This window comes from Capnocytophaga sp. G1920, assembly GCF_051417515.1.
This window is the reverse complement of the sequence record NZ_JBPRKH010000005.1, coordinates 119,059-137,763: the sequence shown is the minus strand read 5'-3', so window position 1 is coordinate 137,763 and position 18,705 is coordinate 119,059. Positions and strand designations below refer to the sequence as shown.

General features: G+C 39.6%; 13 protein-coding genes and 1 rRNA gene. 3 read left to right on the top strand and 11 right to left on the bottom strand.

Going from position 1 to position 18,705, the window contains the following annotated elements; genetic code table 11:
* From ACSQ7D_RS04865 to ACSQ7D_RS04815, 11 genes are all read right to left on the bottom strand, one after another.
* Positions 1 to 1,499 (bottom strand): 16S ribosomal RNA (locus ACSQ7D_RS04865); the annotation flags it as partial.
* Between the two features lie 466 nt (positions 1,500 to 1,965).
* Complete coding sequence (locus ACSQ7D_RS04860) at positions 1,966 to 3,570, bottom strand: L-lactate permease (RefSeq protein ID WP_437135560.1); 1,605 nt, start codon at positions 3,568 to 3,570, stop codon at positions 1,966 to 1,968.
* Between the two features lie 162 nt (positions 3,571 to 3,732).
* Positions 3,733 to 5,568, bottom strand: a complete 1,836-nt coding sequence (locus tag ACSQ7D_RS04855) for a DUF5689 domain-containing protein (protein ID WP_437135559.1) — start codon at positions 5,566 to 5,568, stop codon at positions 3,733 to 3,735.
* Between the two features lie 50 nt (positions 5,569 to 5,618).
* Entirely contained in the window at positions 5,619 to 6,308 is a 690-nt protein-coding gene (locus ACSQ7D_RS04850; RefSeq protein ID WP_437135558.1) for a hypothetical protein, read from the bottom strand.
* Positions 6,309 to 6,433: 125 nt separating this feature from the next.
* On the bottom strand, positions 6,434 to 9,145 hold the full coding sequence (locus ACSQ7D_RS04845; protein WP_437135557.1) for a carboxypeptidase-like regulatory domain-containing protein: 2,712 nt from the start codon (positions 9,143 to 9,145) through the stop codon (positions 6,434 to 6,436).
* A gap of 208 nt (positions 9,146 to 9,353) precedes the next feature.
* Positions 9,354 to 10,649 carry a tRNA lysidine(34) synthetase TilS gene (gene tilS, locus ACSQ7D_RS04840; RefSeq protein ID WP_437135556.1) on the bottom strand — a complete coding sequence of 432 codons (1,296 nt, stop codon included), beginning with the start codon at positions 10,647 to 10,649 and terminating at the stop codon, positions 9,354 to 9,356.
* Between the two features lie 40 nt (positions 10,650 to 10,689).
* Positions 10,690 to 11,544 (bottom strand): aminotransferase class IV, encoded by an 855-nt coding sequence (locus tag ACSQ7D_RS04835; protein WP_437135555.1) that lies wholly within the window; start codon positions 11,542 to 11,544, stop codon positions 10,690 to 10,692.
* A gap of 2 nt (positions 11,545 to 11,546) precedes the next feature.
* Positions 11,547 to 11,933, bottom strand: a complete 387-nt coding sequence (locus tag ACSQ7D_RS04830; RefSeq protein ID WP_002673936.1) for an START-like domain-containing protein — start codon at positions 11,931 to 11,933, stop codon at positions 11,547 to 11,549.
* Positions 11,934 to 11,999: 66 nt separating this feature from the next.
* Positions 12,000 to 12,584 carry a Crp/Fnr family transcriptional regulator gene (locus ACSQ7D_RS04825; RefSeq protein ID WP_002673935.1) on the bottom strand — a complete coding sequence of 195 codons (585 nt, stop codon included), beginning with the start codon at positions 12,582 to 12,584 and terminating at the stop codon, positions 12,000 to 12,002.
* A gap of 13 nt (positions 12,585 to 12,597) precedes the next feature.
* Positions 12,598 to 12,981 carry a TraR/DksA family transcriptional regulator gene (locus ACSQ7D_RS04820; RefSeq protein WP_002673934.1) on the bottom strand — a complete coding sequence of 128 codons (384 nt, stop codon included), beginning with the start codon at positions 12,979 to 12,981 and terminating at the stop codon, positions 12,598 to 12,600.
* Between the two features lie 93 nt (positions 12,982 to 13,074).
* The gene (locus tag ACSQ7D_RS04815; RefSeq protein ID WP_437135554.1) at positions 13,075 to 13,902 is read right to left on the bottom strand and encodes a glycoside hydrolase family 16 protein; all 828 of its coding nucleotides are present in this window, start codon (positions 13,900 to 13,902) and stop codon (positions 13,075 to 13,077) included.
* Between the two features lie 754 nt (positions 13,903 to 14,656).
* Between ACSQ7D_RS04815 and ACSQ7D_RS04810 the strand changes: the two genes are divergently transcribed.
* The 3 genes from ACSQ7D_RS04810 to ACSQ7D_RS04800 all read left to right on the top strand — a co-directional run bounded on the left by ACSQ7D_RS04810 (position 14,657) and on the right by ACSQ7D_RS04800 (position 18,697).
* Positions 14,657 to 15,655: a BtrH N-terminal domain-containing protein gene (locus ACSQ7D_RS04810; RefSeq protein ID WP_437135553.1), complete on the top strand. Its 999-nt coding sequence runs from the start codon at positions 14,657 to 14,659 to the stop codon at positions 15,653 to 15,655.
* Positions 15,656 to 15,719: 64 nt separating this feature from the next.
* Complete coding sequence (locus tag ACSQ7D_RS04805) at positions 15,720 to 17,633, top strand: HsdM family class I SAM-dependent methyltransferase (protein ID WP_009418598.1); 1,914 nt, start codon at positions 15,720 to 15,722, stop codon at positions 17,631 to 17,633.
* Positions 17,630 to 18,697 (top strand): restriction endonuclease subunit S, encoded by a 1,068-nt coding sequence (locus tag ACSQ7D_RS04800; protein WP_009418586.1) that lies wholly within the window; start codon positions 17,630 to 17,632, stop codon positions 18,695 to 18,697. The genes ACSQ7D_RS04805 and ACSQ7D_RS04800 overlap by 4 nt, the downstream gene beginning before the upstream one ends.
* Positions 18,698 to 18,705: the final 8 nt, after the last annotated feature.

Sequence of the window (18,705 nt, the reverse complement as noted above, 5' to 3'; positions counted from 1 at the left end):
CACCTTCCGGTACGGCTACCTTGTTACGACTTAGCCCCAGTCACTAGTTTTACCCTAAACAGCTCCTCGCGGTAACCGTCTTCAGGTACTCCCAGCTTCCATGGCTTGACGGGCGGTGTGTACAAGGCCCGGGAACGTATTCACCGGATCATGGCTGATATCCGATTACTAGCGATTCCAGCTTCACGGAGTCGAGTTGCAGACTCCGATCCGAACTGTGACCGTCTTTATAGATTCGCGCCTGCTCACGCAGTGGCTGCTCTCTGTAACGGCCATTGTAGCACGTGTGTAGCCCAAGATGTAAGGGCCGTGATGATTTGACGTCATCCCCACCTTCCTCTCGGTTTGCACCGGCAGTCCCATTAGAGGGCTCGACTCTACTCGTTAGCAACTAATGGCAGGGGTTGCGCTCGTTATAGGACTTAACCTGACACCTCACGGCACGAGCTGACGACAACCATGCAGCACCTTGAAAACTGTCCGAAGAAAAAGGTATCTCTACCCCTGTCAGTCCCCATTTAAACCTTGGTAAGGTTCCTCGCGTATCATCGAATTAAACCACATGCTCCACCGCTTGTGCGGGCCCCCGTCAATTCCTTTGAGTTTCATTCTTGCGAACGTACTCCCCAGGTGGGATACTTATCACTTTCGCTTAGCCACTCAATCCTTAAACCAAACAGCTAGTATCCATCGTTTACAGCGTGGACTACCAGGGTATCTAATCCTGTTCGCTCCCCACGCTTTCGTCCATCAGCGTCAATTAATTGTTAGTAATATGCCTTCGCTATCGGTGTTCTGTGTAATATCTAAGCATTTCACCGCTACACTACACATTCCAACTACTTCACAACCATTCAAGACCAACAGTTTCAAAGGCAGTTGCTCAGTTGAGCTGAGCGCTTTCACCTCTGACTTATTAGCCCGCCTACAGACCCTTTAAACCCAATGATTCCGGATAACGCTCGCATCCTCCGTATTACCGCGGCTGCTGGCACGGAGTTAGCCGATGCTTATTCGTAAGGTACCGTCATCAAACTACACGTAGTCCTTATTCTTCCCTTACAAAAGCAGTTTACAATCCATAAGACCTTCATCCTGCACGCGGCATGGCTGGATCAGTCTTCCGACCATTGTCCAATATTCCTCACTGCTGCCTCCCGTAGGAGTCTGGTCCGTATCTCAGTACCAGTGTGGGGGACATCCCTCTCAGAACCCCTATCTATCATCGCCTTGGGGAGCCGTTACCTCTCCAACTAGCTAATAGAACGCATACTCATCTTTCACCACCAAGGCTTTAATAGTTGTGTGATGCCACACTACTATACTATGGGGTATTAATCCAAATTTCTTCGGGCTATCCCCCAGTGAAAGGCAGATTGTATACGCGTTACGCACCCGTACGCCGGTCTCTGTTACCCGAAAGTAACTTCCCCCTCGACTTGCATGTGTTAGGCCTGCCGCTAGCGTTCATCCTGAGCCAGGATCAAACTCTTCATCGTTAAATTCTTTTATATCTTCTAACCGATCTTCAAGTTATTGACTTCAGGTTTCACTCAATCCTTTAAATCTTCTTTGTGCTGTACAACATTATGTCAAGGTACGTGTTGTTTTTTCCGCTCCAAAGGCACTACTCTCCTCTTTTGCGGGTGCAAAGGTACACCTTTTATTATTACCTACAAAATTTTTATACATTTTTTTTCAAAAAAGTTTTTAATAATTTGGTAAGTGGTTGATTATAAGATTTATAATTTTTCAATATTTCTTTATTTGTCCTTAAAAAATCGTAGAAAACTCTAAGAATACCCAAGACTTAAGTCTCCTATCCTATATAAGAAAAAAGGATAGATATGAGCTACAAGAAACTCACTTATGGAGTAGTAGCGCGATAGACTACTAAAAATATACATCTAAAAAATTAAGAACAAAAGAGCTTTGTTATAAATTATAGCAATATCCCTTTACCTATCAGAATATTAGCGGAATAATGAGATACGCTACCAGCGCAGCTATCACTCCATATATCATCATAGGTACAACGGTAATTTTCATTATTTTCCCTTCGGCTTTATCAATGCCTAATACCGAACATACCGCAATAATATTGTTGATACATACCATATTACCCATCGCTCCGCCTACCGATTGTAAAGCGAGTATCAGAGGCACCGAAAGTCCTGTGGTATTAGCAACCGAGTATTGCACGGCTCCAAAAGTAAGGTTCGATACGGTGTTAGAGCCCGAAAAGAAAGAACCTACCGCTCCTAAATACGCTGAGAAGATCGTCCAGTGACTGCCTGTGGCTTGTGCCAATCCGCGACCGATAATTTGCACCATAGAGTTTTCTCCTCCCATCAGCATTACATTTACCATAATAAGCGCACCCACCAAAGCCAAGAAAGGTTTCTGTATCTGCACAAAACTAGCCGAAAAAAGCTCTTTGGTTTGCTTCCATTTCAGCGAGAACAACGGAATGGAAATGAGTACTGTAACTACAAACGGAATGAGTGCAGGCACGTAGAGCAGTTTGTAGCTTTCATTTTCGCCCGTAGCAAAAATATTGTTCAGCGAAAAAATGAGTCCTTTAGTAACCTCAAAATCGCCCAGATAACCCAATTTTATAGTAAACCACTCAGTTGTATCATTCAAAAGTGCTTTTAGTGGAAGTTGTTTAATGCGGGTAAGTGCTAAAATGATAATGAGTGAAGCCGTAGGAAAAAGGGCTTTGATGAGTTCTGAAGATTTTACCTTCTCGTGATGTACTTCACGGTTATCAGTTTTAGATAGTCCTATTCCTTTGCTTGCAATGCCCACCGAGATAAAGAGCCCAATAGCCCCTCCTACCAAAGCGGGGAACTCGTAATTGAACCACGCAATAACCACGTAAGGCACCGTGCACGAGAGAATACTAATGAGTATAAAAACTATGTTTCGGCGTATCTGTTGCCAAGATACAATTACCTTGAGTGCCATCACAGGAATTACAAAAGCAGCAAACAGATGCACAATAGCCGTAATCTTACCTATGTCGGAAAGCTCGGAGTCGGAAATAGCTCCATTACCGATAAGCGTACCAAAACCAAACCACGTAGGGGTACCCACCGCTCCAAACGATACCGGTACCGAGTTCATAATAAGTGTGAGAATGGCAACTTGCAACGGCTTGAAGCCTAATCCTACCAATAAAGGTGCTGCGATAGCCGCAGGCGTACCAAAACCACTGGCTCCTTCAATCATAAAGGCAAAAGCCCAGCCTATAATCATCAGCTGTGCCACAGGATTCGGACTGATGTTGCCTAACCAACGGCGCAACACATTCATTGCCCCTGTCATCTCCATCATTCGGTTGAAGAGCACCGCCCCAAATATTACCGTAATAGGCGTAGCTACCGATATGATAGCCTTAATAAAGTTAGCATTTACGGCTACAAAAGAGCCTTCAAAATAAGTTAGGTGCAACACATACACCAATCCTGCAATAAGCGGGAGTGCTATATACGAGGGAAGTGCGTTCTTTTTAACCATCAAATAGATGAGTAGCACTATCGGAAGTACGCTAAGAAATAAAGCCATAGGTTTCTTTTTTATTTTCTTTTGAGGGCAAAGATAGTGCTTTTTATTTAATATGCAAATATTACGAAAGAAATATGTTTTCGAGCGAAATAGCAAAGACAAAAAAAGAGTGAGCCTTCAAAAAGGCTCACTCTTCTTGAATAAATCCAAAAAACTTCTTTTCTACTGGAAGTCTAAATCGGCTTCTTTTTCGTATTTAATTTGCTTAATAATTACATTATCCTTGGTATATTCTCCTAGAGTGCCTGTAACAATAAGTTTGGTATCTGCTGTTTTCAGTTTGGCTTTAGTTTTTTTGGATAACGCTTTAAATACAGTACTAGTAGCATACACTTGTACTTCTGTTTTATCTTTGAATTCAAAGAAAGTACTACTGTCTTTTATTGTAATGACACCTTCTAATTTCACTTTTTTGTCTTTATATTTATTGAAATCAGCAACAGTAGCGGTAGCTGCATTTAGCTCAGGAAGCTGTACTACTGGGGTATCACCAAATACAATATCACCTTCCACAGCATAAACCAATTGATGTACGGTATTTCCATTTACACTATAATCTTCAAATTTTCCTTTAATTGAAGTGAGCTTTTGTCCGTCAGTACCCAATTTAGTTTGAGCGTCTTTACTAAAAGATTTGAGATTAGGAGAGTACAACTGTATTTTATTACCATCAGAGAAAACAACGTAAGATTTTCCACCTTCAACTTTTAGAGTGGCATTCTTTAAATTTACGTGCTTACCCACTTGGTAATCACTGGCAAGAGTAGCGGTTGTAGCGTCTACATCTACGTAAGTAATCGCAGCAGGTGCTTTTATAAATTCTATATCACTTTCTTTGCTGTACAGTATTTCTTTTACAACAGTACCATTTTTAAGGGCATAATCAGTAAAGACTCCTGTAACGTTTATTTCATAACCTTCTGTTGCCAATTTTTCTTTAGCTGCATCTGAAATAGTTACGCCCTTAGCTGAAAATACTTGTATTTCAGTCCCATCTTTGAAAACAATGTAGGTTCTTCCGCTTTTTACTACTGTCGTACCGTGTAGTTTTACGGTTTTGCCTACTACATAATCAGCTACAGTAGCATTGCTCGCTTCTAAGGTCTCAACAGTCGTAGAGGTTTGTGTACCAGTTTGTGTACTGGTAGAAGTACCTCCTTTTACTACCAAATCAGCATAATTACTTATCATAAATTGGTACTCTTTGTTGAATTTGGTAAGCACTCCTGTTACTTCCACTTCACCGGCAGGCACTTTTTCGTCTTTAAACTCAGCATAACTGCTAGTTCTGAAGATAATAGTCTTCCCATTAGCATCGGTAAGCTTGTAATTAGTGCCATTTTTATCTTTTGCATTGGCATCTGGAATTACAAATAGTGTTTTACCTACGGCATCAGTAGGAAAATGTACCCCTTTAAGGGTAATGAGCTGGTCTACGTGTGCTTCGGTAGATACTTCTTGTATAGAGTTACTCACTTTGGCTAATTCGGCAACAGTCTTGCGTTCACCTGTGTCAAACAAGTGCTTTTTATAAATCGCCTCAGCCATTGTGCCTACACTCACTCTTCCGCTTTTGGCAGTATAAGTGCCATAACCTACCTCTATAGCACTGTTGTTAAGCTGAGTGGCAAGGCCTTTCAAGCGCAATTGTACTTTAGCTCCTATGGGGAACTCGGTATAAAGACCTTTTTTGTCAATCGCTACTGAAAGTCCTTGATTCTTATCAGCGTTCTGTATGTAGATTTTCTTGTAGAAGTTACCTCCTTCATCGCTAGATATTACATACCCCTCAATAGCTTCATCAGCAGTATAGGTAGCCACTGAGGCAGTTACTTTCGTGAGTACGTTAGCAAAACTTACTACTTGACCGCTATAGTCAGGCAGTGGCTTTTTCCCGTTAGGATCGGGAATATCATAATCGTCGTCCTTTACACACGATGTAATAGCGAATGCCGTAAGTAGGGCTATCGCCACTGGTTTTAATAGGTTTAGTTTCATATGGCTATAAGTTTACAGTTATCAGTGTTTTGTTTTATTTTAAGGTTTGCTTATTCGCAATGTCCTATAGTCCATTTCTTGTTTCTCAACGTTTGCATTGTAGCTTGCTCTTCTGGATTGTCTTTAACTCTTGGGTTCATATAAACAGTGCCCCCGCCGTTTTCGTGCATAGTGCTCACAACTCTCTTGAGTTTTTCGCCCGAAAAGGTAAGGTTAAAGCGTAATTCTTTCAGCTTTTTATTAGTGGTAAGATCTAACCCTTCAAGAGGCAAAGCCGATACTTTCAAATAAGCAAGCTCAGTGTTATTGTGCAAGTTTACTTCTTTTATTTTATTATGGCTCATATCCAATGTCTCCAATACGGTATTGCGAGTTACATCTAACGAAGTCACTTCATTATCATTACAATAGAAAGTCGTTACCTTACCGTAAACTCTCACAGTATTGCCCTGTAGCTTATACTTTGCTGTAGTAGCACTTAGGCGAACATCAGTACCGCTGTCGTACACACCATTGTTGTTTAAGTCTACCCACACATCTTTTTTATCCGCTTCTTTGGCGTTTATTGTCAGTGTTATTTCGCTCCCCACCTTTTTATCAGTGGTAAAAATCATATAGGGTGTCCCTTTAGGATTGTTGGGGTCAGGGTTTGAATTGTTGTCTTTAGAGCAACTTACTAATACAGTAGTTACTACAAGGAGCGCTAAAGCCCCTCTTCTGAAAATAGATTTTTTATTCATTATATTTATTAATGTTCAAATGAACAACGTTTTGTTTTGTTCTTACTCTACAATTGCCCACTAAGTAGGCAAGGCTACTTTTAAAACTTTACCTTTTACCTTGTTAACTGCCTGTGCGGCTCGCACTAAAGGCTCACCGCTAAGTTCACCATATAAGTACGTCCGTAACCCACAAAGTAACGATTGCCAAACGAAGGCACGCCTTGTGCGTTGTCCTGTACCATCTTGCCATAATTGGCAGTACGCGATTGCTCAAAACCTCCTGAAAGGAATTGAGTGTCAAACAAGTTATTCACGCTCACCATTAGGCTTACATAGGTTTTGTTGAGTCTCCACGACTTACCACCCACAAGATTTACCAAGAATACATCGTCTAAACGTTCTTGTTTGAGAAGCTTCCGAGCTAAGTCAGTATCAATATTAGTAAAAGGCGCTTTCGTGGTTGGGTCTATAAAGAACTGCGAAGTGCGGTTCAAAGCCGATAACGATACGTAGTTTTGTGCCAAGAAATTAGCCGTTGCTCCTACCCACCAATACTTAGGGTGGCGATATTCCAAACCTAATGAATAGGCTTGTTGCGGACCGCTGGGCACGTGGTAATTCTTCATCGTTACCTCATCAATAGCTTTGTTCACCTCTCCTGATGAAATGTAAAGCGACGGATTATTGATGTAAGTATATTGTCCTACCGAAGCTACAGCCGTAAGTTTAAGAGTAGGTATAAGTTGTGCTTCCGCTCCAAACTCCAACCCAAAATGGCGCTTCTTGATGCCTTCTACCGTTTGAGCCACAAAGTCTCTGTCTATTTCATCAGTAAGAGCCGTTTCAGTATAGAAGAAGTTTGTTTCCGCAGTATTCTCTATCTCGGTAAAGAACCCTGTAAGGCGTCCTTTTAGGTAAGGCATACGCAAAATATAACTCGCATCGGCAGTGTAAGCCAATTCGTTCTTGATATTAGGCAACAAGCGATTAGAATTGCGCACATTTGCATAGATATTGCGCACTGATTGTGGTGTATTAAAATAGCCCACGTTCGCTTGTAACAAATGGCGACCGGTAAGTGCGTAGGTAAGTCCAGCTTTGGTACTCATTCCGTTTTGCACTTGCATAGCACCCTTTCCGTAAGAATCAGCATAGAGAGGATAGTTGAACTTACCTTCGCGTTGGATATCAGTATAATGGTAACGTCCTGCTATAAATAACTCGACGTTTTTAAACGTAAATTCAAACTGCGAGAAAACTTCGGCTACATTGCTTTTAAGCGCATAAAAGTAATTCCATTTGTCGCCTTCCTTTTTCTTCATATCTGTTTCATCGGCATTGTAAGGCTTCCCTTCAAAGTAATCGTAGTTCATAAAGTAATCACCGCCAAGCAAATCGTCTACTTCAGCAAAGTTATCCGAAGAAACATTGCGGTACACTACACCCGATGTCCATTTGATGTTTTCGTGAATAGGCGTAGAAAAGTTCACATTGGCTGAGAACGTGCGTTCGCGATTGATATCATTGCTCACAATAAAAGCACTGCGCTTATCGGTAGTGTTGTAGTTCGCCCGATAAAGCTCTTCCCAGTCCAGTTGGGAATGCGTTAAGAAATAGTCTTTCTGTAAGGCTGCCATCGTGGGGTCAGAAGGGTTTTGGTTTAAGTAATAACTTGGCAGAAGTTTATAGTAATTAGGCTCAGGATTTTGAGCATTCGAATAACTAATACGCGTATTACCTATTTCGCCAAACTGATAGCCTAAGTCCACATTCAGGCGCGTGTCGTTTTTCAAATAGTTATAAGAGAAAACGAAAATAGGCTCTGAAACGATACGGTTACGCGAATTGCGCTTGTCGCCATTTTGTTTACCCCAAAAAGGATTGTATTGGTAGCCCATCAAATCGAGTACCTCACGAGTTAGTGGCGAGGTCTTACCGCGCTTCACTGGAGAAAACATTCCTATAAGGTTAAAGCTACTATGGTTATTAAGCTGATATTCTATTCCTGCTGCAAAAGCATAAGCGTTGTAGAGCGTACCGTCTACCCAACTACCCTGAGGCGCAAACCTGCGTGAAGCCGAAACCATATACGCCAATCCGTTGCGCTGTACACCGGAGTTGTAAGTAGCCATCAGTCTACCAGTATAACTGCGGTTGCTGGCTGAAGTCGTTACGCGAAGCCCTGCACGATTAAGCGACGGACGTATATTGATGTAGTTAGACCCCATCAATCCCCCAAAAGTATAGTCGGATTTTACCAATCCGTTACTCATTTCTTGGTTGCGCGTAATGTCGTTAAGCCCTCCCCAATTCGCCCATTGGGCACGACCGTTTTCAAGTCGGTTCATCGGGATACCGTTAATGAGCACCGTTACGTCTTTGGAGTCATAACCACGAGGTTTGAAGAACACCGAACTGAAATCGAAAGCCGCCCTACGCATAAACACGTCTTGTGAACTTTGCAAAAGTCCCGACATCGCATCAGCACCACTTTCGTCGTCTTCTAGTTCGCTTTCAGTAATCACTGCCAATTGCTCAGCTTCCTGCTGATAGTCGCCCGAGAGGGAAACCGTAGGCACGGTGTAAGGATGAGTGTCTCCTAATGAAATGAGTTGCTCAGCACTGCTATAACCACTAAGGGAGAAGAGTAGCAAGTGTTCCCCTTCTGGCAATTGAAGCGTATACTTACCTTTACTATTGGTAACTGCTTCGCGCGGAGAAGTGCTTACACGCACTTTTACCCCTTGCAAAGGCTTGCTGCTTAGTTCATCTATCACTGTTCCTTCCACTTTCACTTGCGAAAACGCCGAAACCGATACGAACAATAGCACATAGAGATATAATTTCCTTAACATAATACTATGAGGTTGATTTCTTTAAAATATGTGCCAAAGGTACAACAAAAAAATGAAATAGCAAAATAAACGAAATAAAATTATTTTATATGAGGTCAAATAGAGTATTATAGCTGTCATAGCTTTATATTTTCTTTAAGAAAACCCCACCCGAAAGAATAGTTCCCGCCACATTACCTTCGACTTTCCGTCACCATTTTTTAATTTCCTAATTCTCTAATTTGCTAATTTTTACTGCTCTTTTGGTATCTTTGGTAATTTTAAAACGGTCGTCTAAGCGTTTGCCTACTACCCACACAATATCCTCACCACTGCATAAAAGCACTTGCTCTTCGCGCTCTATTTGGGTGTATTTCTCATCGGTAAAGAACTTGCTGAGCTTCTTCTCGCTGTTCATTCCAAAAGGATAAAACACATCGCCTTCTTTCTTATAGCGCAACATAAGTGGGTATTGCAATTTGTCGGCATCTACATATATTTCAGTAGGGATTGGATTTTTCACTTTCACCTTGCCCTCTATAAATTCAAAACGAAGATGAACGGGGTCGTATACCTCAGCCATATCTTCCGAAATCAGCAAACTTAAACTGCGTTTTGCTTCATTGGGCTTTAACCAAAGACAAGTGTTGTCTTTTATGAGGATATGGGTAGGCGAAAGTACTTGTTTACCCGCTTCGGCATTCAGCAATAGGTTTTTGAGGTCTTTTACATTGCCAAATCCATAAGGGTAGAAGAGTTTATGTAAAACAAAGTCCAATTCAGGAACAGCTTGTAGTTTTTCTATGTTTATTTGTATAGGATTATGTCCTTCAAAACAAGTTTCTTTGAGTTTTTCTATATAAAAGTCTATAAATCGCGCTGATTGGTGTAAGTATTCCTGCGTTTGATTAAAATTCTCTAAGTAATTAGGGTGTACTAATGCTAATTTCGGTATTATATCGTGTCGAATTACATTGCGCACGTATTTATTTGTTTCATTACTGCTGTCTTCACGCCATTTAAGGCGTTTTGCTTGCGCATATTCGTATATCTGCTGACGAGAGAATTGCAATAACGGACGTATGATAGTATCTTTTTCTTCTGGAATGCCTAAAAGCCCCTCTAAACCACTACCTCTGGAAAGGTTAATAAAGAAGGTTTCGAGGTTATCATTAGCGTGATGAGCCGTAGCGATAGCATCGCAGAAATGGGTGCTTGCCAGCTCATCGAACCACTGATAGCGCAATTCGCGAGCAGCCAACTGAGTATTCAACTGATGAGAACTCGCATATTGATGTGTATCAAAACGCTTTACTTCTAAAGGAACGCCAAGTTCCGCAGCAAAAGTGCGTACAAAAGCCTCATCGCCGTCACTTTCTGTTCCGCGCAATTGAAAGTTGCAGTGTGCTAAAAGCAGTTCTATACCGTGAGAGTACAGTAAATGTGCGAGTACTACGCTATCGATACCGCCACTAATGGCAACCAATATTTTTTTCTCCTTAAGTTTTTTAATCTCAACATTCATAATTTATTCACCTCTTTTTAATTGCCCGTGTGGCTCACACTTATACCACTCCAAATCGGGCACTAGTATTCAGTTTACCGATAAGGCTTTTGGCAGTAGTACAAGGATATGCTTTTTTACGATACTGACTGATGGGCTGAATCCCTACAAGACTATTGGTAAAGAACAGCTCGTCGGCTTTTTGAAGTTCAAAAGGTGAAATAGAGGTCTCTATCACCTCGTAGTCTTCGGTTTTATTAAGGGTTTTGATAAGCATCTTGCGGGTAATACCACTGAGTGCTCCATCGGTTAGTGGGGGCGTTTTTAAGGCATTTCCTTGCACTACAAACAGGTTGCCGTTGAGCATTCCTGCAATACTCTTGTTGCTGTTGAGCAAGATGCAATTCTGATAGTCGTTTTCTTCGGCAAAGATACTGCCTAACACGTTCACCGTGCGATTAATGTGCTTTACATTTGCTAAGAGGTCGGGTTGTACAAAAAAGTCTTTAAAGAGTTCTACCTCGTAGGGTTCTTCGTTGAGTACATAGAAAGGATTGTTCATCACTTCGGTTTCTATGATATAATCTACCTCATTGGTAATGGGCGTATACTTACCACCATCTTTACGGAAAACAGTAATACGCACTCGTACCGGATTATTTTCGAGACTATTGGCTTTAATAAGTGTAAGGATTTCCTCTTCGAGGTACTCCATAGAGAATACCATAGGGATATCCATACGCAAGATACGCATACTTGCCATTAGGCGCAGGTAGTGTTCTTCCCAAAAGATTAGTTTTTGGTAGCTGTATTTGCAAGTATCGAACACGCCATCGCCGTAGAGGAAAGCACGGTTTTTAATAGTTAAGACGGTATCGCTATCGGTAATGAGGTTACCGTTATAATTGAGTTTCATATTTAGCTTGCTCCTATTTTAGCTTTAAGGTCGTTTATTTGGAGCTCCCAAAGCTGTTTGGCTTCTTCTATTTCATTAGGGAGGGCAAAATCAGTAATGATAAGGGAGACTTCTTGAGTCATATCATTCACATTGATTTTGATTTCGAAATAAGTAGAAGCGTCGTTATCGTCTTCCCAATGGAAACGAATATGGTCGTCCAACTTTTTGCGCAATATCTGAGCAGCTTCTTCTACTCCATTCCATACAAAAGTGTAGATTTCTTCATTAGCGCGCACATCGTCGGCGTACCACGAAGCGAGACCTGCTGGGGTAGAGATGTATTGATAGAGCAATTGCGGAGAGGCGTTTACGGTAACTTCTAATTGATATTTTTCTTTTGTTTGCATAGACAAATAGGGTATTATTACACTGTTTGATGGGCGCAATATACAACTATTTTTTGAAATAGCAAATTATTTTACCCCTTTATCACCTGTGCGAGTTGCTCCACGAATAACGCTGAGGGTTTGTTGAGTAATACCTAATAGAGAAGCTATGTGCCCTAAGGGGGCACGCAGAAGTATTTGAGGATAAGTGTGCAAGAGAAGGTCATACCGCTCTTGGGCAGTTTGGAATTTTATAGTATGTAGGCGTTCAGTAAGCGATTTGATAGCTGACACTAATAGAAATCGCATTAGGCGTTCGAGTTCTTGGTGTTCGTTTATTACGCGTTCTACTTCGGGGAAAGAGGCTACCCATACTACACTGTCTTCCAGCGTTTCTAAAGAGAAGAGCGAAGGCTGGGAGAAATAGATATTTTCTACGGGAAAATAAAACATTTGTTCCAAAAGGAAGGTGTGGGTAATGTCTTTATCTTCTTTGTTATAAAACAGGCGCAAGAGTCCCTTTTCAACATAAAACAATTGTTTGGAATGGGAGCCTTCTTTGAGCAACAAGTGGTATTTTTTGTACTCTTGTTGCTCAAATAGGCTATTGATAAAAGCAAGTGTCTCGGTGTTGATTTGAGTTTCTTGGTGTAGGTACTCGGTGAGCGTCATTTTTGGGGTATGGCTATTGCATATTTTTAGCCTCGATGCTAAGAGTAGCGTGAGGTACTGCCATAAGACGACGTTTATCGATGAGTTTACCTGTTACACGACAGATGCCATAGGTTTTGTTTTCGATACGGATAAGTGCATTCTTGAGGTCGCGTATAAACTTTTCTTGACGAATAGCCAATGCGGTATTTTCCTCTTTGCTGGTTACCTTAGAGCCTTCTTCAAAGGCTTTGAAAGTGGGAGATGTATCGTCGGTACCATTAGTGGCACTGTTCATATATGAACTCTTGATAAGCTCTAAATCGGTTTGTGCTTTTTTGATTTTTTCTTCTATAAGTGCTTTAAATTCTTCTAATTCCTTATCGGAATAGCGCACTCTGATGTTTCCTTCTTCCATAAAAATTATAGTATTTATTAAAATTGGGGCGTAAAATTACTATTATTTTCAGAACTACCAAAATAAAAATGTTATTTTTTTTATTTGGGATTATTATTTCTGATAAAAACGCACCCAATCTACGTACATTCTTACCGGTTTGGTAAAAGGTTTTACTTCGCCTACCCAGCTACCGCCTAATTGCATATCGATGCGCAACATATAGGGGCGAGCAAAGGGGAATTGCCCTTCACTTTCTTTCTCGGGCACACGTGCATAACTAAAAGTTTGTTTGCCGTTTACATAAAAGCGCAATTCATCGGTGTCGAGCTCTACGGCATAGATATTATAATCATCGGGGTTGATAGGAGCTGTAGCGGTGCTTTTAGGGGTGCGCTTGGTAGGGTCTTTTTTGCCCGCTTGGGTGTAAGTGGAGTGTACCGTATGGTGTACAAAAGGCTCGTAATTGAGTCGTTCGACGATGTCTATCTCACCACCCGTAGGCCAAGGAGCATCGGGTGTCATCCAGATAGCAGGCCAGGCTCCTTGAGTGGCTTCGAGCTTACAACGGATTTCTAAGCGTCCTTTTTCGAAGTATTTTTTGTCCTTGGTAGAAACACCCCCGGTGATATATTTAGACTTGTCTTTGGCGGGGTCTGTACTGGGCTTGCCTAAGAGGATAAGATTGCCATTCTTTATCTCGAACAAGCTAGCGTCTTGACTCATTGTTTTGCACCAATCAGCTTTATCGCAACGCCATATTTTTGACCATATTTTGGTGACAAAGATATCGTCGCGGTTGAAATCGTCTTCCCAAACTAATTTCCACCCTCCTTTTTTTAAATAATCGTTATTATCTTTTGTTGAGGGGTCTTCCTTTTCTTGCTGAGAGCAGGCTATGCTAATGCTCATCACACATAAAATAATAAATATGTTTTTCATTTTAATACTGTTTTAATTAAATGTAAATATAAGGGCAAAGGTACAAAATAATTTTTTATTAGCAAAAGCCTTAGGCCATAGGCCATAGGCATTAGGGGGAGAAGCGACGGTCATTATTGTTGTATAAACACCCAACCTTGCGGATTTCTTTCAAAGGAAGAATGCGGTGACGGAAAAGCTACGGGCGATTAACTTTGGCAAAGTGTATACCGCAAAGGCGATGTGCTGGGGTTACCTGAAGGATTCGGAAGGAAACGGAGAGATTCGGAAGGAGTGATTTAGGAGAGAGGTAAAAAATGAGCTATAAGATGGGTGGGGTTAGCTTATAGAGAGCTTATAGGAAGCTTATACGAATCTTGGACGATTGGTATAGAAAGGGTATATAAGTGGTTGGTTCATAATATGATACAACAGTGCTAAAAATGTTAAAAAGGGGGTTTCGAGGCGAAAGAAAGAGGAAGAGGCAATAGGCCTTAGGCCATAGGCACTAGGGGGGAGTGTGACGGAAAATCAAAAGAAAACTCCCTCCTTACACATACCCAGCTGTCGCGAGGCACATACACAGTTATTGCTGGCTACCTCAAAGAGGGGGAATATGGGGACGGGAAAACGACTATGAAATTGTAAATCAGAGACCATCATTTCTCAAAACCTTGATTCACACTGATAATTTTCTTACATTTGTGCGCTTTCGCAAATTGTGAAATTTGCTCATTTGCTAATTATACGCTACCTTTGCGCTTTATTACTGAATATGACAATAGATTTTGAACATAAACAGTCGGCGCACTGTGAAAATGGAGTAGCTTCTAACTTGTTGCACTTCAATGGAGTGGAACTGAGTGAACCGATGGTCTTTGGGATTGGGTCGGGACTGTTGTTCTTCTACTTTCCTTGGATAAGAGTGAACGAAGCACCTGCTATTAGTTACCGCACAATGCCGGGACATATTTTCAGCAAAGTAGCCAAACGTTTAGGATTTAAGGTGAAACGCCAAAAATTCTCTTCTGCTGAAAAGGCACAACAAGCCCTCGATGACAATCTTGCCAAGGGTATCCCTACGGGCTTGCAAGTGGGGGTGTTCAACCTACCTTATTTTCCCGATGAGTACCGCTTTCATTTTAACGCTCACAACTTAGTGGTTTATGGCAAAGAAGACGGCAAGTACCTTATCAGCGACCCTGTGATTCCTTATACTACGACCCTTACGCCTGAGAAACTCAGCAAAGTGCGTTTTGCCAATGGGGTATTGGCACCCAAAGGACACCTCTACTACCCTACCCATTTGCCCAAAGAGTTTCAGTTGGAAAAGGCGATTTGGAAGGGTATCAAGCAGACGTGCAGTACAATGCTCGCTCCTGTGCCGATAGTGGGCGTAGCAGGGATTAAGAAACTCAGCAAGGATATACTGAAATGGCACCGCAAGAAAGGTGCGAAGACTACTAATCATTACCTTGCTCAGCTGATACGTATGCAGGAAGAGATAGGTACTGGGGGTGCTGGATTTAGGTTTATCTACGGTGCTTTTTTGCAAGAAGCAGGCAAACTCCTGAAAAACGATGCCTTATTAGAGCTCTCCAAAGAAATTACCGATATAGGCGATGCGTGGCGTGATTTTGCGGTAGCCATAGCCCGCGTATACAAAAACCGTAGCACCCAAGTCGATGTGTATAACGCTCTCTCACAGCAATTATATACCATAGCCGAGCGGGAAGAAGCGTTTTTTAAGAAGCTTCGGAAAGTGAAGAAATAGGAATTAATTTAATTAGGAAAAATAGTTTTTATGATTTATCTTTGCCAAAAAAAATAATAAGAAAATGTCTAAGAAAATAGAAGCAAATACTGATTTGTGGGTATATGATTTACTTAAAGAAGCTGGTATTACACCTACAGCACAAGGAAGTTCCATACTAGAGATAGATAAGGCTCTAAAAACTGCCTCCAAGAAAAAAAATGGAGAAAAAGGCAGTCCTGAATATATTGCTACAGTAAAAGATTTTTTACTTGTAATAGAAGATAAAAAGGACACTACTTTACATGTAAAACGAAATGAGAATAATCTTATTGCTCAAGATATAAATGGAACCATTAACTATGCTTTGAACGGGGCTTTGCACTATGGCTTGCATCTTATCAAGAATACCTCATATAAAAAAATCTTAGCTTTTGGAATTTCAGGTGATGAAAAAAGACATCGAATAACTCCTATTTTTATAAATGAACGAGGAGAATATAAAGAATTAGAAGATGTGGAAACTTTTACATTATTCAATGAAAAAAACATTGAAGAATATTATATTCAAAGTGTTGTAAAAGAAAAAACTACACAAGAAAAAACTACAGAAGAAATTCTTAAAGATGCTAAAGTATTACATAAAGATTTGAGAGATTATGGTAGTATTCAAGATAAAGACAAACCTTTGATTGTATCAGGTATTCTCCTTGCTCTCAATGAAGTAAAATTTGGCAGTTTTTCAATTAATACCCTTACAGGGGATAGTATGAAAACTGATGGAGAAAAAATATATGATGCTATCGCAACTAACTTGGATAGAGCTCGAGTTTCCCCATTAGTAAAAAAAGACAAATTGCTAAGCCAATTTACGATTATTAAGGACACTAAAGCCATTAACGAAATAAATACCTCTTTAGGTAAGACACCCTTAAAACACTATACAGAATTTTTAGATTCTAATGTTTATCATAACATGAAATATATTTCTTCAGCTGAAGATTATATAGGAAGATTTTATAGCGAATTTATGTCCTATTCAAGTGGTGATGCCCAATCTTTAGGTATTGTTCTTACTCCTAAGCACATTACAGAACTTTTTTGCGAACTCATTCAACTGAAATCCACTGACACAGTGCTTGATCCCTGTTGTGGTACGGCGGGTTTTCTCATTTCAGCAATGCACTATATGTTGCAACAAACTCAAGATGTACAATTACAGGCTAATATCAAAAAACAACAATTACATGGATTAGAGATGCAACCTTATATGTTTACTATTGCTACCACTAATATGATTTTACGAGGGGATGGAAAAAGTAATTTAGAACAAGAAGATTTTTTAAAACAAAATGCTCATCAACTACAATTAAAAGGTTGTAATATAGGAATGATGAACCCACCTTATTCACAAGGTTCAAAAACAAATCCAACCTTGTATGAAATAGCTTTTACGGAACATTTATTAGACTCTTTAACTATCGAGGGAAAAGCTATTGTAATTATTCCTCAATCGGCTGTGACAGGAAAAACAAAAGAAGAGAAAGAAATTAAAAAAAATATTCTCAAAAAGCATACTTTAGAAGGAGTTATTACTCTTAATAGAAATACGTTTTATGGGGTAGGTACTAACCCTTGTATTGCAATTTTTACAGCTGGAATACCTCACTATAAAAATAAAATAGTTAAGTTTATTAATTTTGAAAATGATGGTTTTGAAGTTCAAAAACATATAGGACTTATTGCAACTCAATCGGCAAAAGACAAAAAACAGCATTTGCTTGACGTATGGTTTGATAGGCAAGAGGCAGAGACAAAATTCTGTGTAGAAACTACCATTGAGGCTGATGATGAATGGTTACATTCTTTTTACTATTTCAATGATGAACTACCTGTAGATGATGATTTTGAAAAAGTAATAGCTGATTACCTTACTTTTGAAGTGAATATGATCACTCATGGGCGAGCTTATCTTTTTGAAGAAAAAAATAAACTATGAAAGAAGCGTTAAATTTAAACAATAGAAAGTGGAAATCCTTTAAAGTAAGTGATATTTTTTATATCTTTACAGGAGCTTTACTTAATAAAGAAGAAATGCAGGGAGGTAATATTCCTAGAATAACAGCTACTGATATTAATAATGGAGTAGCTCTTTTTACTAATAGAGTAGAAAGTAATAAATTTAGAACTTTTGAAAATTTCATTAGTATCTCTTTTTTAGGGAGTGTATTTTACCAAAAAAACCTTTCAAGTCTTGATATGAAAATACATGGTATTTCTCCAAAAGGATACAATTTAAATTCTTATTCAGCAAAATTTTTAATACCCATAATAAAGAAGTTCGCTTTTAAATATCATTATGGTTATCAATTATCTACTTCTATATTAAGGAGACAAAAAATGTTACTACCCATAAATAATGAATCTCTCCCAGATTGGCTTTTTATGGAAAATTATATAAAGCAAAAGGAATTTACTTTTAAAAAGCTTTTAACCACATATTACACTCATAAAAATCTTAACATTACCATTATAGACCAAAATTTGAAAGACAAACAATGGAAATCATTTTTTATAGGTGGTGAAGATGGGGTTTTTGATATCAAAGCTACAAAAAGTGGTATAGACAAAAAAAAACTTTCCATAATAGAAGGAAATACCCCATACATTACTCGTAGTAACATTGATAATGGTATCCAAATGTTTGTAAATAAGCAAAAAGCAATATATCAAGCAGATGAAGGAAATGTTATTACTATCGGCTTGGATACTCAGACTGTTTTTTATCAAGAAAATCCCTTTTATACTGGACAAAATATTCAAATTCTAAGAAATCCTTATCTAAACAAATATATTGCTTTATTTATAATTCCTTTATTGAAGTTACAAATGCAAAAATTCTCTTGGGGTAGTAATGGAGCTACTTTAGGAAGATTAAATAGAACAAAGATTCTTCTTCCTGTTAATGAAAAAGGGAGTCCTGATTGGAATTTTATGGAAAACTATATAAAACAAAAAGAACAAATAAAGATAAATAGTATATTAAATCACTATAAGAAATAACCTATAAT

Excerpts from the sequence above, each read along its gene's own strand:
- ACSQ7D_RS04850 (WP_437135558.1), bottom strand. The coding sequence starts at position 6,308 with ATGAATAAAAAATCTATTTTCAGAAGAGGGGCTTTAGCGCTCCTTGTA.
- ACSQ7D_RS04835 (WP_437135555.1), bottom strand. The coding sequence starts at position 11,544 with ATGAAACTCAATTATAACGGTAACCTCATTACCGATAGCGATACCGTC.
- ACSQ7D_RS04855 (WP_437135559.1), bottom strand. The coding sequence starts at position 5,568 with ATGAAACTAAACCTATTAAAACCAGTGGCGATAGCCCTACTTACGGCA.
- ACSQ7D_RS04825 (WP_002673935.1), bottom strand. The coding sequence starts at position 12,584 with ATGACGCTCACCGAGTACCTACACCAAGAAACTCAAATCAACACCGAG.
- tilS (WP_437135556.1), bottom strand. The coding sequence starts at position 10,649 with ATGAATGTTGAGATTAAAAAACTTAAGGAGAAAAAAATATTGGTTGCC.
- ACSQ7D_RS04820 (WP_002673934.1), bottom strand. The coding sequence starts at position 12,981 with ATGGAAGAAGGAAACATCAGAGTGCGCTATTCCGATAAGGAATTAGAA.
- ACSQ7D_RS04810 (WP_437135553.1), top strand. The coding sequence starts at position 14,657 with ATGACAATAGATTTTGAACATAAACAGTCGGCGCACTGTGAAAATGGA.
- ACSQ7D_RS04815 (WP_437135554.1), bottom strand. The coding sequence starts at position 13,902 with ATGAAAAACATATTTATTATTTTATGTGTGATGAGCATTAGCATAGCC.
- ACSQ7D_RS04800 (WP_009418586.1), top strand. The coding sequence starts at position 17,630 with ATGAAAGAAGCGTTAAATTTAAACAATAGAAAGTGGAAATCCTTTAAA.
- ACSQ7D_RS04805 (WP_009418598.1), top strand. The coding sequence starts at position 15,720 with ATGTCTAAGAAAATAGAAGCAAATACTGATTTGTGGGTATATGATTTA.
- ACSQ7D_RS04860 (WP_437135560.1), bottom strand. The coding sequence starts at position 3,570 with ATGGCTTTATTTCTTAGCGTACTTCCGATAGTGCTACTCATCTATTTG.
- ACSQ7D_RS04830 (WP_002673936.1), bottom strand. The coding sequence starts at position 11,933 with ATGCAAACAAAAGAAAAATATCAATTAGAAGTTACCGTAAACGCCTCT.
- ACSQ7D_RS04845 (WP_437135557.1), bottom strand. The coding sequence starts at position 9,145 with ATGTTAAGGAAATTATATCTCTATGTGCTATTGTTCGTATCGGTTTCG.